The 14,367-nt window shown below is 45.6% G+C and carries 13 protein-coding genes and 1 pseudogene; 6 read left to right on the forward strand and 8 right to left on the reverse strand.

Going from position 1 to position 14,367, the window contains the following annotated elements; genetic code table 11:
- Window positions 1–422: 422 nt before the first annotated feature.
- From gatE to ACXJGZ_RS03750, 3 genes are all read right to left on the reverse strand, one after another.
- A complete protein-coding gene (gatE, locus tag ACXJGZ_RS03740) occupies window positions 423–2,300 on the reverse strand; it encodes a Glu-tRNA(Gln) amidotransferase subunit GatE (RefSeq protein WP_456398328.1) in 1,878 nt (625 codons plus the stop codon).
- Between the two features lie 5 nt (window positions 2,301–2,305).
- Entirely contained in the window at window positions 2,306–3,625 is a 1,320-nt protein-coding gene (gene gatD, locus ACXJGZ_RS03745; protein ID WP_456321573.1) for a Glu-tRNA(Gln) amidotransferase subunit GatD, read from the reverse strand.
- Between the two features lie 132 nt (window positions 3,626–3,757).
- Entirely contained in the window at window positions 3,758–4,051 is a 294-nt protein-coding gene (locus ACXJGZ_RS03750; RefSeq protein WP_456326229.1) for a transcriptional regulator, read from the reverse strand.
- 53 nt (window positions 4,052–4,104) lie between these two features.
- Here ACXJGZ_RS03750 and ACXJGZ_RS03755 point away from each other — a divergent pair, with 53 nt between their 5' ends.
- The 6 genes from ACXJGZ_RS03755 to ACXJGZ_RS03780 all read left to right on the forward strand — a co-directional run bounded on the left by ACXJGZ_RS03755 (window position 4,105) and on the right by ACXJGZ_RS03780 (window position 9,332).
- The gene (locus tag ACXJGZ_RS03755) at window positions 4,105–5,307 is read left to right on the forward strand and encodes a tRNA pseudouridine(54/55) synthase Pus10 (RefSeq protein ID WP_456398329.1); all 1,203 of its coding nucleotides are present in this window, start codon (window positions 4,105–4,107) and stop codon (window positions 5,305–5,307) included.
- A complete protein-coding gene (locus ACXJGZ_RS03760; RefSeq protein ID WP_293253500.1) occupies window positions 5,264–5,557 on the forward strand; it encodes a 50S ribosomal protein L21e in 294 nt (97 codons plus the stop codon). Before ACXJGZ_RS03755 ends, ACXJGZ_RS03760 begins: the two co-directional genes overlap by 44 nt.
- A 6-nt stretch (window positions 5,558–5,563) precedes the next feature.
- Complete coding sequence (locus tag ACXJGZ_RS03765; RefSeq protein ID WP_456321575.1) at window positions 5,564–5,929, forward strand: RNA polymerase Rpb4 family protein; 366 nt, start codon at window positions 5,564–5,566, stop codon at window positions 5,927–5,929.
- Window positions 5,930–6,037: 108 nt separating this feature from the next.
- Window positions 6,038–6,625, forward strand: a complete 588-nt coding sequence (locus tag ACXJGZ_RS03770; protein WP_456398330.1) for a DUF655 domain-containing protein — start codon at window positions 6,038–6,040, stop codon at window positions 6,623–6,625.
- Between the two features lie 9 nt (window positions 6,626–6,634).
- On the forward strand, window positions 6,635–7,459 hold the full coding sequence (gene rsmA, locus ACXJGZ_RS03775) for a 16S rRNA (adenine(1518)-N(6)/adenine(1519)-N(6))-dimethyltransferase RsmA (protein WP_456398331.1): 825 nt from the start codon (window positions 6,635–6,637) through the stop codon (window positions 7,457–7,459).
- 130 nt (window positions 7,460–7,589) lie between these two features.
- Entirely contained in the window at window positions 7,590–9,332 is a 1,743-nt protein-coding gene (locus tag ACXJGZ_RS03780; RefSeq protein ID WP_456398332.1) for a radical SAM protein, read from the forward strand.
- On the opposite strand, the gene ACXJGZ_RS03785 is transcribed toward ACXJGZ_RS03780, so the two are convergent.
- From ACXJGZ_RS03785 to ACXJGZ_RS03805, 5 genes and pseudogenes are all read right to left on the reverse strand, one after another.
- Window positions 9,322–9,987, reverse strand: coding sequence for a hypothetical protein (locus tag ACXJGZ_RS03785; protein WP_456398333.1), 666 nt, complete (start codon window positions 9,985–9,987; stop codon window positions 9,322–9,324). The two genes, ACXJGZ_RS03780 and ACXJGZ_RS03785, sit on opposite strands and share 11 nt — an antisense overlap.
- Window positions 9,988–10,031: 44 nt before the next feature.
- On the reverse strand, window positions 10,032–11,807 hold the full coding sequence (locus ACXJGZ_RS03790) for an S-layer protein (RefSeq protein ID WP_456398334.1): 1,776 nt from the start codon (window positions 11,805–11,807) through the stop codon (window positions 10,032–10,034).
- Window positions 11,808–12,006: 199 nt separating this feature from the next.
- A complete protein-coding gene (locus ACXJGZ_RS03795) occupies window positions 12,007–12,831 on the reverse strand; it encodes a hypothetical protein (protein ID WP_456326218.1) in 825 nt (274 codons plus the stop codon).
- Window positions 12,831–13,880, reverse strand: coding sequence for an AmmeMemoRadiSam system radical SAM enzyme (gene amrS / locus ACXJGZ_RS03800; RefSeq protein WP_456398335.1), 1,050 nt, complete (start codon window positions 13,878–13,880; stop codon window positions 12,831–12,833). The genes ACXJGZ_RS03795 and amrS overlap by 1 nt, the downstream gene beginning before the upstream one ends.
- A gap of 61 nt (window positions 13,881–13,941) precedes the next feature.
- A pseudogene (locus tag ACXJGZ_RS03805) lies at window positions 13,942–14,367 on the reverse strand (Rv2686c family ABC transporter permease subunit); the annotation flags it as partial.

The following is a 14,367-nucleotide window of genomic DNA, read 5'->3' on the forward strand; positions in this document are numbered from 1 at the left end:
CAACCTCCTTGGCCTTCTCACTTATGAGCTGATTTTCCTTCACCTTAATCAGGGTATATGCTATGCGCTTTTCCTTTTTGGCACCTCTTTTTGGAGGTTTCTTTTCTTTCCTCCGAACCCTTATGGGTATAAACGCCATTTTACTTCCCTTATAATTTAAGAAAAACTACTTAAAAAAAGTATCGGGAGCCTGCTCAAGCACGTTTGCATAAGTGAACGCCAGTACTTATTAGAAGGACTAACACCTCCAATCGGACTGGGTCGTTAAGGGAGAATGAGCTATCAATCACATTAAAAACCAACCCCGGGAGATTAAGGCTAAATGGTAAGAGTTAAATTCCTTCTTAAACCCAAAAGACGATTAGTAAAAAAACCAAGGGAAATAAACAAATCAGCGCCGTCTAACAAATCCCTTTAGAGCATTAGGAGGAAAGCTCCTGAATCTTCTTCCTCACGAGCTGATTCACGAGCTTTCCATCTGCCTTGCCTCTAAGTTTTGCCATTGCTCTCCCCATTATCATCCCCATAGCTCCCATTCCCTTTGCCTTTATGATCTCAATGTTCTGCTGGACGATTTCTTCCACTATACGCTCCACCTCGGCTTCGCTAAGGAGTGTGAGCCCTTTCTCCTCAGCCACTTGGATAGCACTCTTTTCAGGGTGCACAGCAAGCTCCTTGAATATCTCCTCAAAGGCTTCCTTTGCGATCCTGTTCTCAATCAGGAGCTCAAATGCCTCTTTTATGTGCTCATCCGTAATGTTCTCAATTGGAACTTCCTTCTTGAGACCTTTGAGAACCACGATCAGGATCGATGCCGCCAGAGAAGGCTTAACTCCCCTCTCTATGAGTTCCTCAAAGAGTTCATCACGTTCATCATTTACCAGAGTTTCCGCAAGGCTCCTATCAATCTTGAACTCTCTAACATAGCGTTCGATCCTAGCTTGAGGCAATTCCGGAAGCTTCCCTAGTATCTCCTCCTTAATTTCAGGGGTTATCAGGATGGGCGGTATATCCGTTTCCGGATACATCCTAGCCTTTCCGGGTAGCGGCCTCATATATTGGGTGTTTCCATCTGGCAGAGCCCTCCTCGTTTCCTCAGGAACTCCTTGAAGTGCTTCCCTGGCCCTTTGGAGAACCTCCTTTAGGGCTTTTCTCGCCGTTTCCTCTTCGGCAGCAACCAGCACAAATGCATCCCTTTCCCCGAGCTCAAGCCTTTCAATGATTGCATTGACTTCCTCCTCTGTAATTCCATAATTGGGTAATTCATCAATATGGAATATGCCCTTCACGTATTTCCTAGCCCTATCCGCCATTTCAGTTCCCAATCTCCTTCCAGGCTGAATTTCAAAGCCTATCAATCCCCTGAACTTTGGAAGCTTAACCGCGAGAACCTTACCTCCCCTCTTCAGTGTACGTGCAATTATCTTTGAGGAGGTACCCTCAAAAATTTCGCTAACGTCGTGGAACTTCTCCTCGAGCTCATCCTCTCTAACTCCCCTTTCCTTAAGTGCTTCCTTTATTTTTAGAAGATTGATCTGCCTTTCGACCTCACGCTCTATGATTATGGGAATCATATCGAGCTCCTGAACACCTTTAATCTCTATCCTCGCACCGCCCCTAATTGAAACGTTCAAATCCTGTCTGATTGTCCCGAGACCTCTCTTTACCTTGCGCGTTGCCCTCAGGGCATCTCCGATGTACTTTGCCACGATCTTTGCCTGCTCCGGATGGTGGATGTCGGGAGTTGTTGCTATTTCAATTAGGGGAATCCCCAGACGATCAAGCCGGTATATAACCCTTCCATCCTCTCTCTCCACAATTCTACAAGCATCCTCTTCCAGGCATATGGTTGGAATCCCCACACTTCCCCAAGGGGTGTCCACCTTCCCGTTCATGCCCACTATGGCAGTTCTCTGAAAGCCCGAAACATTGGAACCATCTATAACTATCTTGCGCATAAAATGAACCTCATCAACCGGTGTTGCATTTAGGAGATAGGATATCTGGAGGGATACTTTTAGAGCTTCTTCATCAGGCATATGGGGAGGTTCCTCATCCATATAAACGAGGTCACTGTATCCATACGTTCCCTCGTATACGAAGGTTCTCCCCTTTTTAAACTCCTCCAGCGCTGCTTGGTCTATCTCCCCAAGCTCGCTCATTGTTGGCCTCAACCTGCGCTCAAAGTGAAAGTCCACCTCGTCATGGAGCTCGCTGGGTACGGGTGAAAACAGCTTTTTAGTATCGAGCTGGCGGTGAATCTCCAAACCGACCTTTAAACCAAGTTCCCCATAGTCCATCTTTCTCACCTCAGATATGTATCAAACCTCGTATATGGAGTTATCTCCCCGGCATAGTTCGTGAGCATCATGCGTTTGACCTCGTTCATGTCCGCAGTGTGTCCCAAGACCCACATGAGCTTCACATAAGCCGTCTCGGGGAGCATGTCCTCGCACGGTATAACGCCCGCCTTGAGAAGTTTTCTTCCAGTGGAGTAAACGTTCAGGTTGACCCTTCCATAGAGGCACTGGCTGGTTATGCAAACTGCAATGCCCTCCTCTGTTGCTCTCTTTATAGCATCTATCACATATGTGGGGGTGTGTCCAAGTCCAGTCCCTTCGATTACAAGCCCCTTATAACCCTTATCAACGAAGAAATCTATTATCTCACCCTGCATACCCGGGAATGATTTGATAAGGGCGACCTTTTCTTCCATTTTGTCATCCACCCAAACCTCACTCTCGCTCCTTCTCCGGTAGTCTTCCCTAAGGAATTCAATCTCACCATTCGCCCATATCCTGGCTATCGGAACGTCATTTATGCTCCTAAAGGCGTCCCTTCTGGATGTGTGCATCTTTCTGGCTTTGGTTCCCCTATGTGCCAGGCAGTAGGTATCTCCCGTCTCTCCATGCATGACTATGGCGACTTCTCCAAAATCTGCCGTTGCCATCCTCGTGGAGCACGTTAAGTTCATAGCTGCATCACTTGATGGTCTATCACTGCTCCTCTGAGATCCCACGAGAATTACGGGCTTCCCCAAATCGCGTAGCATAAAGCTAAGCGCTGCAGCGGTGTAGCCCATCGTGTCTGTCCCGTGCCCTATCACCACACCATCTTCCCCACTATTTAATGCATTTGCAACTTCATGTGCTATTTTAATCCAATATTCTAGTGTCATGTCCTCGCTCAGTATGTTGAAGAGGAGCTTGGGGGTTATGTTTGCTATGTCAAATATCTCGGGAACTGCCATTGCAAGTTCTTCCGCGGTGAATGCGGCGTGTACAGCTCCCGTTTTATAATCGATTTTGGATGCTATAGTACCCCCTGTTCCGAAGATTGTTACATTTGGAAGCTCTCTTCTCTTGGGAAGGATGTTCTTAAATGTTTTAGTCCCCTTTGGCTCCGCCCTCTCGATAATCTGAACATCAAGGATCTGATCAACCAAGATTCCAATATTGTATCCATTGTCGAGCTTCAGCGTGAGGGTCTCACCGCTTGAGAGTTCGTAGGGCATCATAACAATTCCCTCATACTCCACACTGTTTCCATTCTCCCTTTCTATAACCCTGACATAATCGCCCACATTAATTCCCTTCTCTTTCATAAAGCGCTCTATCCTTCTCATGCTAATACCTCCGACGATGAAGTCAATTTTATAGCTCTGCCAATACTTTACGGCCACTTAATATAAACTTTGAGGTTGAACAGATGACAAGAATGAACGCCTGGAACGGATAAAATTTAGAGAAATGACAATCTACTTGAGGGATATCCTAAACCTTGGCTCTTCAATCCATGTAGAGCGGCACTTTGGGCATTTGGATGGGACTTTTATTTCGGGCTTAAAAACAAAACTGCAGTTTCTGCACCGGGCTGGCTGTATCAAAAGAACTTTTCCCTCACGCTTAAGGGTTTTTGAAATTGCCCTGAGGTCTTCGAGTATAATTTTAGAGCTTCCTTTACCTCGCATGTCAAGCAGCAGGGCAAGTTCACTCACGCTGTAATCTCTCTCCTCCAAAAGCTTTATTATCTTCTGCCTTCTTGTCATCATAGGCATCATTAATAATCCCTAAGGAGCATTATAAATACATGTTGGTGGGGGATATGATAATAGAGAAAGCCGCAGAGGTTCTTGAGAAGCATAAACTGTGCAACCATTGCCTTGGAAGGGGGTTTGCAAAGCTTGGAAAGGGAAGCAATGAGGAAAGGGGGAGAGCTATAAGGTTTGTGCTGAATATGGAGAGAGCACTTGAGGAAAAGAAACCCCTGAAAGAAGAAGAATGCGAGATATGCGGAGGTATATTTGACAGACTTGAGGATTACGCTTTGCTTTGTATAGACAAAGCAAAAATGCTGGAATTTGAGACTTTTTTGGTCGGCTCCAGTTTTCCAGAGGAAATCCTGAACAGGGAGAAGGAAATTTTTGAGAAATTTGGGTTATATTGGGAACCCATAAACCGAGAATTTAACAGGGAAGTGGGGAAAATTCTGGAGAGGAAGCTTAATAAAAAGGTCAACAGGAAAAATCCGGATGTTAAATTCATAATAGCTCCCTACAAGGAGAAGGTTAGAATTGAGATAAAGCCCGTATATGTCTACGGTCGCTACAGGAAACTCGTGAGGGGCATGCCTCAAACTCCCCTTAAGGGATACGGCGAGAGTGTTGCCTCGATAATATGCAAACCCTTTGGGAATGCTTTTAAAGGGAAGGCGGTTTTTCACGGCGCCGGGAGGGAGGATATTGATGTCAGGATGCTTGGAAACGGAAGACCCTTTTTCGTTGAGATTAAGAGAGCCAAAAAAAGACACGCGAATTTGGAGAAAATCGCGGAGGAGATTGGCAAAAGCGGAAAGATTGAAGTTTTTGATTTAAGGTTCGCCACCCGGGAGGAAATGGAGCGATTGCTGAGCGAGAGGCATGATAAGGAGTACGAAGCCCTGGTTTATGTGGAGGAAGGAGTGAACGGGGCGGATCTAAGGAAAATCGTCCAGAGGCTTGGAGGTGCAGAGATTGTACAAAAAACGCCTCAAAGGGTTTTAAAGAGGAGAAGCGATTTGACGCGTGTTAGAAAAGTTTATAAAGTGAGTGGCAAAGTGATTGATGGAAAACACCTTAAGCTGAGAATATTTTGCGAAGGCGGTTTGTACATAAAGGAGCTTATATCGGGAGATATGGGGCGAACGACCCCGTCCGTATCTGAAATAATCGGCAAGAGTGCCGTATGTGAAGCTTTAGATGTGGTAAATGTAGAGGTGATTGAAGATGGTTCAAAAGGCACACACACCAAGGAGGAAAACCAGAGGTAAACTGAGCAAACATCCAAGGAGGAGAGGTTTACCTCCATTAACGAGGTTCCTGAGGGAGTTTGAGGTTGGTCAGAGGGTTCACATAGTTATCGAGCCAAGCTACCATAAGGGTATGCCGGACCCGAGATTCCACGGAAGAACAGGAACGGTTGTGGGAAGGAGGGGAGATGCCTACGTTGTCCAGCTCATGGACGGCGGTAAGAGCAAGACATTTTTCATCCACCCCGTTCATTTAAGACCTCAAAAGTGACCCAAGATGATAGGTAGAAAGAAAATTGATGAAAAATATGTGAGCATTGCAGAGGCTCAGGTTATACTCAAGAAGGAGCTGGAGGAGGGCCTCAAGGTAAATCCCGAGGAACCCCTCCACTATGAAGCAAGACTTAGTCTGGAGCACACGGAGAGGTTTAGCAAAATAAGCCCTGAGAAAGTTCAAGAAGTTAAGCAGAAGCTCATGGAAGCCTTTGAATGGATAGACGATAGAATGGCAACGAAGCTTGTTGACATAATGCCTGAAGATTACTTTGACATCCGTATCATCTTCGCAAAGGAAGAGCACATGCCCACAAAGGAAGAGGCTGAGAAGATAGTCAAAATTCTCGATGGGTATAGAAAGGAGTAGCTCTTCTTTTTTCCTTTATCCCCTCCCAGCACAAAAGTATAAAAAGCGTTAGTGAGTATAATTCTCGGGGGAGAAACAATGAGAGGATATCCATCTTACGGACCTAGCATGAATAAGAAGAAAATAAGGCACGCAGAGTATGAAGATTATGCTTACGTGCTGGATTACATGCCGTTAGGCTACGTAGATATAGATCACAACAGGATTATTGAAAAAGAGCCCTTAGCTCAGGTTATCGGTGAAAAGGCTTTCACACTTCTTGAAGTTGTGCCCAAAACCGATCTGATGCTTTATGAGAGGATTTTCATAGGCAAGGGAGTGAGGGAGAAGATTCTGAAGATAAAGAGAAAGATTTACTACAGCGATTTGACCCCGACGGCAAAGGCTGAGCTTCCATACGTGATAGAGGAGATAGTAAAAGCGAATGAGGAGCACTTCATCAAGTTCTTCAACATGGCACCTCCAATAACTAACAGGCTTCACAGCCTGGAACTCCTACCCGGAATAGGGAAAAAACATATGTGGGAGATACTGGAGCAGAGAAAAAGCAAACCATTTGAAAGCTTTGAAGACCTGAAGCATAGAGTAAAGGGACTCCCAGACCCGGTAAAGATGATCTCAAAGAGGGTGCTCGATGAAATAGAGGGTAAGGACAAATACAGACTCTTCGTCGGACACAACAGACTCTTCCGCTAGGGGAGCTCCATGCTCAATTCTAAAATTTTTGAGCTTCTCTCAAAATACGGTATTCGTCCAAATTCCAGCTTGGGACAGAATTTTCTGATAATCAGAGATGTTGTGAAAAGAGAAGTTGAAAGGGCGGAAATTAGAAGGAATGAGAGTGTTCTTGAGATAGGGCCCGGGCTTGGGGTTCTCACGGATGAGTTGAGTAAAGTCGCAAAAAAAGTCTATGCTATTGAGAAGGACTCCAGAATCATCAACATATTGAGAAACGAATACAGGTGGGACAATGTGGAGATAATCCACGGAGATGCCCTAAAGGTGGAGTTCCCGTCATTTGACAAAGTAGTCTCCAATTTACCCTACCAGATTTCCTCCCCTATTACTTTCAAGCTTCTGAGATATAATTTTAAAAAAGCAGTCTGGATATACCGGCTCGAATTCGCCCAGAGAAGGGTTGCAAATCCAGGAGAGAAAAACTATTCACGCCTCTCCCTAATGGTGCAGGCAAAGGCAAATGTTGAACTTGTAGAGAAGATAGGGAGGGGAGCATTTTATCCAAAACCAAAAGTTGACTCTGCTGTGATAGTCATGAAGCCAAAACCCAGAGAGGAGCAGATTGAACTAAATGAAAACTTGGTAAGAGCCCTTTTCCAGCACAGGAGAAAGATAGCCAGCAAGGCTTTAAAGAACTCATATCACATGCTGGGGCTTGACAGGGAGAAATTTAGAGATGTCAGGGAAAAGCTTGATAGAATCCCTCATGCAGAAAAGAGGGTTTTTCACCTGACCGCCACGGAAGTAAAAGAAATTGAGGAATTTTTGAGAAATGAAGGGATTCTAGCTTGAATCCTCCGATACTGTTAGGGTAAGCAGGCGGGTTTGGTTCTCCCCCGGCCAGGAGGTGGTGCTCCAGTTATCCCGACAGTATGGGTACTAGTATCGCTGAATTTTTAAACCCCTCCTCCAACTTCCAAACATGATAGTCGCTATAATCGATGGCTACACCGATGAACCCGCGGGCCTTGGAGTGCCTCCCTACTTGGGAATATACCCCAGATATGCCTACGGTGCCTTAAAGAAAGCTGGGAAAGATGTCAGCATATTCTACCTTACCATAGACGACCTCCGATTCACCTTTGAAGGCGAACATGGAATAAGAACAAAAAACAAGACCCCAGATGTTTTCGAGACTCGGAAAATTCTGGAGAAGGCTGATTTAATAGTATACATAGGAGGTTTGCATACACCGGGAAAGTACCTCTCTGCCGTGCCCTCTCAGGTGGAGGAGGTTTCCAAATTCATAAAACCCTTCAAGGGAATAAAGATACTTGGTGGACCGGCATTTATGGGCTCCGCTCATGAAGGAGGAACAAAGATTGGTTCGAAGGAGCTTGCACTTGCAAATCAGATCTTTGATCACATTGTCTATGGTGATCTGGAGGCATTTCTATATGATTTTATAACCAATCCCGCAGATGCGGATCCATTTCGCTTCAGAACATATAAAGAACTCAGGGATTATGCCATTCTAGGAGCCGAAATTGTAAAGCAGTTTCCGGACTATCCCGTGGTGGAGATTGAGAGCCAGCGGGGCTGTCCCAAGGCAGCTGGAATTGGAGGATGTTCCTTCTGTACGGAGCCCTTGAGATACAGGAAAGTGGAAGACAGACCTGTGGAGGATATTGTAAAAGAGGTAGAGATTCTCTATACTCTAGGAGTTAGACACTTTAGGGTGGGCAGACAGAGCTGTATTTTTTCTTACATGGCAAAACCAGATGGGAGGGTTCCCATTCCAAATCCAGATGCTCTTGAGAAGCTCTTTATGGGTATTAGGAACGTTGCTCCTCATGTTAAGACGCTCCACGTGGACAATGCAAATCCTGCTGTGATAGCCAACTATCCTAAGGAGAGCATAAGGATAGCCAAGGCTCTGATAAGATATGGGACTCCTGGAAATGTTGTGGCGTTCGGTCTGGAGAGTGCTGATCCAAAAGTTGCAAGGCTTAACAATCTCAACGCCACAGCTGAGGAGACTTATGAAGCTGTGAAGATTTTAAATGAAATCGGGGCAAAGCGTGGTTATAATGGAATGCCGTGGCTGCTGCCAGGGATTAACATACTCTTCGGACTTCCGGGCGAGACAAGAAAAACCTATGAGCTCACCTATGAATTTTTGAAGAGAATCTTAGACGATGGGCTTCTTTTAAGGCGCATCAACATCAGGCAGGTTGTTGTGTTCCCGAACACTCCTTTATGGCACATGAGGGAGAAAGTAAAGACAGAGAAGCACAAAACCCTGACAAAACATTACAAGTACAAGATAAGGCATGAGATAGACTTTCCCATGCTCAAGCGCCTTGTTCCTGTGGGAACTGTTTTAAGATATGTGAGAGCAGAGATTTATGACAACGGCTTAACTTATGGAAGGCAGATGGGAAGCTACCCTCTTATAGTGGGTATCCCAAAGGAAGTGGAGCTCAACAGATTCTATGATGTCATGATAGTTGGGCACGGCTTTAGGAGCATAACAGGAATCCCCCTGCCCATAGATATAAACAGGGAACATTCGAAAGTTTTAAGCTACATACCCGGCATTGGAAGGAAGAGGCTCATAAAAATTCTTGCCAGGAGACCTTTTAGAGATAAGGAGGACTTTCTAAACATGATAGAAGACAAAAAAAGCAGGGAAATGCTAAGAGATAAAATAATCACCCCTTGACCTGAGAGTTTATTATTGTCTTCACCAGCAGGACTTCGGCGAAGAGAGTCTCCTCGTCCGTTGCCTCAAGGATAAGGACACCCGGTTTTGGAGCATATATCCTGTTAACGGTTGCTCCCTCCTTGGGTCCCACGAGCATCACGAGGAGGTGCTTTTTATTGCCTATTCTACCGATACCTATCATTGCCTTGGGGAAAAAGGCCAGATATTTCACATCTACCCTGGCCCGTGCTTCCTTGGAAGCTATTGCCGCAGCAGTGCTGTTGTCCTCACCCTTCATGAGAGCCTCATAATAATACTTCCTTCCCATGAGAGCCCCTATAGTGGCACCAAGCTCTGAAGCCGTTCTCGTCCTCCAGACACACGCCTCTCCCTTACAGTCCTTTAAGCTTGGATCCCCGATTATTATGGTAGCCCTCTCGTAGATTGACCTTAATGTAATGTTCAAATCAACGGCAGGGTCACCCGTTAAATAACTCTGCAGGCTTATTGGATATTCCTTTTGATTGTATGGGATAATGACCTGTTTCACAGCTAAGGGATTTTTTGCAGGGTAAATCTGTGAGGAGTAATTGGCATAGCCGTAGGAAAGAACCCCCACGGGAGCAAGAATTAGGATGCCCATTATAACTATGATTAGAGCCTTCTTATCCATCCAGAAAACCTCCGCAGAATAGAACAAAAAGAAGGGAAGAGAAATCAAGCAAGATCCTTAAGGTAGCTCATTAACTCTTCAGCGGCTGCCCTTGTGTACTCCCTTGCCTTACCGGCAACGATAAGGACATCATAGTCGCCAAAGGCGTTCTCGATGTACTCGAGGTCTCCCTCGCTCGCTGTCCAGTCAACTGTGCTGAGTCCCTGGTCAACGAGGTAGGCTGTGACGCTGTTTGCAACTGGGCCACCGACGAGGATGAGGTTGCTTGTAACGTTGTTGACGTCAACCTCGCTGTCGAGCAGAGTGATTGGCTCTGCTGGTGGCATGACTGTGACCTTTGTGTAGGTTGCGCCCTTGATCTGGTCAACCACCCAGTCCTCAAGCTCGTCGCCAACCTTGAGTTCCTTCTCGTCGTAGACCTTCTCAGTTGGCTCAACGACTATCTTTGCCAAGGCAGTGTAGAGTTTGTCCTTCTTGTCGCCATCGTCGTTAATGTCGTAGTCAGCATCGCTCTCCTTCTTTGTCCAGCTGTCAAACTCATAGTACATCTTGTATTTTCCAAGTATGTCAACTGTCTTTGCCTCAATGTCGTCGGCGTTCTTTAGGGTTATCCACTTGATCTTGCCGTCCTCTATGGTGAGGTAGGCGTTCCATCCGCTGACCAGCTCGTCACCGCTTTCGATTGTCTTCTTGTTGGTAACAACCTTTACGGTGGCAATCAGGTTTCCATCGATACCAACGAATGTGTTCTGGAGTGTAAGTATAATTCCACCATCGTCGAAGACATCTTTCTCTTCATCCTTCTCAAGGATAACCATCTGGGTGTCTCCATCGGGTGAAGTAACCGTGAAGAGCGCCCTGTTCTCATTGATGCTTATATCCATTGCCGTAACCTTGTATCCGTCGTACTCGAATGTGTCTCCTACGTGGAACCATGCTGGCTCAAACTCCTTACCGTAGGAGAATGAGTTGTTTCCGATACTTAGGACATAGTACTTGTTGCCGAGCAGTGTGAATGTCTTTCCTTCCTCAATTCCCTCATAAACTGTTCCCTCGGGGGTTATTGTTACATCGCTTGGGTCAACATCGTACTCGTCAGCTATGTCGTCGGCGTTTGGAGCATCATCGTCAATTACGTTGAAGCTTTCTGAGCTCTCTATTCCCCACTGATCATCTTTGCCAAGGTTAACCTCAACTGACCAGTTTGATATTGTGTAGTTGACCAAAACTTCCATGCTCTCTTCTGGTATCTTAAGCTTTGCATCCTTTGGTGGCTGGGATATGTCGCTCTCTTCCCACCCGCTTGGGTTGGTTGGTACCAGTGAGACATCGGTAATTTTGATATCCCAGTCCATCTGCTTGTCATCCTCATATGAATCCATGTTCTCAATCTCTTCGGTGAACATGAAGTTGGATTTCCAACCATCGTAATCAGTGTTGTAAGCAGCCCCGTTCCACCAGAGGTCTGATGGCAAGTCGTCCCACTCTGTTACATTAATTGTACCAGCGGTCTCGTACCAGTACTTGTAGACCTTAATATCAGCTGGGTCGTAGGTTACATCTTTCTTAACAACAACACTTACACCATCTGCCTGGACTTCCTCTGATGTGTAGAGCAAGCTTCCGAGGGCAACGGCTATGTCGGCGGCGCTTGCTACGTCCATTGCAGCAGCGTTGCTTCCCACCACGATTTTAACGTTTGGAGCACCATCCTTAACAAAGAAGTCTTTTGGAACATTCAACTGTGCGTTGGCGTATCCCATGGTTGCACCAATCATTGCGGCACCAACTGCAAGGGCCGCGATCTTTCTTACCTTCATTTCTTCACACCTCCAAATTTGTTGGGCCTAGCCCAATAAAGTATTGTCAATATCTTAATGGGCACTTAGGGTATATATACTTTTCGCTTTCTAACCCTTTCTAACGATTAAAAAAGCTCGATAATTGCCGTAAAAATTGAAAGGAGATTAATTAAATGCCTATGCAAAATTCGCTTTTTGCCGATAATATCTCCCCAAATCACCCCTGAAGGGAAAATTTAAAGGAGTCTTTCTCCATGAGCTTTTTCTTTATTGGCCTGTGAACAAGCTCGTAAACAAATCCTGCCAAATCTGTGAGGGTATTTTGGAGCTCTGTTGCCGTTATATCAATTATCTGAGGCTCTTCGATTGATATGGCAAAGGGAGCATATTTAGCGTTTAACTGGAATAATGTCTCAAATGGCGAGAGGAGCTCGGCAGCAAGGAGTGTATAGACTCTGCCATCTCTTTCCTCGGATTTTAAAGCCACCTTATTTATCTTACACCCTTCGAGGAAAAAAGCCTTCAGCATGGTTTCTTTTATTTTCTCCTCCTCTGAGCCAAACGTTTCAATGATAAACATGTATCTAATGTTTCTATCATCAAGAATGAAGGCTTCGATCTCCTCTTCATTGTATCCGACCCTTGGAAGGGGAATTTCATCAAGGGGTGGATAGGCGGCTAGGCCACCAAATTTCTCCATAAGCTCACCCATGAATAATGACACCTCACCCAGGATTTTCATGAGATTCTTGCTCTCAATTTCAAGCCTTCCCGGACCAATGACCTCAACCACAGCAGGGGCATACCTCATGGTGGCTTTCACGATTCCCTCAAAATCCCCTTCCACCTCAGCCTCTATCATACCCGAATATTTAAGCTCCTCGACCTCTTCATTTTCTATAACATCTTCCACACTGATACGATTTACCTTAACTATTTGTTCCTTCTTAAGAGCTTCTGCAGTCCTCGCAAGGGCTTCTTCGAGGGCTTTCCTCTCATTCCCCATTCCTTCGATGTAGAAAATCACTTTAACATTCTCCATTACAACCACCAGACCCTTTTATAGTGCTTCTTTTCATATCTTCCGATTACAGGGATTGGTTCACCGCAGTATTCACACTTCCCATCCTTTATGTGGTACTCCTCAATTGTAAAGCCCCACCTCACTATTAAAGGTTTTCCACATTTTGGGCAGTATGTGTTCTCTCCTTCATGACCCGGCACATTTCCAAGATATACGAACTTCAAGCCCTCTTCCCTTGCAATTCTGTAGGCTCTTTCTATTGTGCCAACGGGTGTAGGGGGGAGGCTGGAGAGCCTGTAATGCGGAAAGAATCGGGAAAAATGCGCGGGTGTATCGGCACCCATCTCTTCCACAACCCACCGGGCAAATGTTCTAAATTCCTCCTCTCTATCGTTTAAGCCGGGTATTATTAGATATGTGAGCTCAACATGAATACCAAATTCTTTCTTTGCCATCACTGCGATTCTCCTGCTAGGCTCGCCGCCCGGCACACTCGCTATCTTCATGTAAAATTTATCATCAAAGGCTTTTATGTCTATGTTCATCGCATCTATATATGGTGCTAATTCGCGGAAAGGCTCCTCGTTTATGTAACCGTTTGTGACGAGAATGTTGTTCAGCCCGGCTTTTTTGGCAAGTCTTGCCGTATCGAGGACGAACTCATACCAGATCGTAGGCTCGTTATATGTGTAGGCAATGCTTTCACACCCATAATGCTTCGCAAGGCTAACTATGCCTTCAGGTGTGGCATCCTGGAGATAAGGAAATTTTTCGTCAGCCTGGCTTATCTCCCAGTTTTGACAATGACGGCAGTGCATGTTGCATCCGATGGTTCCAATGGAGAAGGCGCATGAACCGGGATGGAAGTGGAAGAGGGGCTTCTTTTCAATAGGATCAAGGGCCATGGAGGAGACCTTTCCGTAGTTGAGTGTGTATAGAATTCCACCAATATTCTTTCTAATCTTGCATGAGCCTCTTTGCCCTTCATTGATAACGCAGTTTAGAGGGCACAGATGGCATCTCACCCTATTCTCCCCAAGGGGTTCCCAATACATCGCCTCACGCATACTCTCACCATAAGAGAATAGGCTCATGATAGTTTAAGTTTTTGGTTAAAAATAGAAAAGCTCAGAGAACCTTCCTCTTAAACAACCAAACCAGCGGAAGGAGCCACACCAAGTGAACGCCAATCGCTATTGAGAAGTCGCTGTAGTCGTTGAGTGGGATACCTTCGAACACTTTATAAAGCCAGTAAGTCGGCAAAAAAGCGGTAAATTTACTCCAGTCTGTTTAGAGGTTTCTCCAAACAACGACCAGCTTTATCAGCGGTGGCAGCATTAAGAACCATCCGAGAACCTTGGAGACCGTCAAAGCCTGCATCCTTGACTCTGAAAACACTGTGATGAGCAGTCCATAAATCCACACCTCAAAGATGAAGAGAGCTCCTAAAGCAATAAAGCCCTTTTGCGAAAGCTCTATGGCGAGGATTTTTGGGGCAATCGCCGTGAGAACCACCGTTACCAACGATGCCCACGTTAGCCGGTAGGCCAAAAA

This window comes from Palaeococcus sp. (in: euryarchaeotes), from assembly GCF_053987695.1.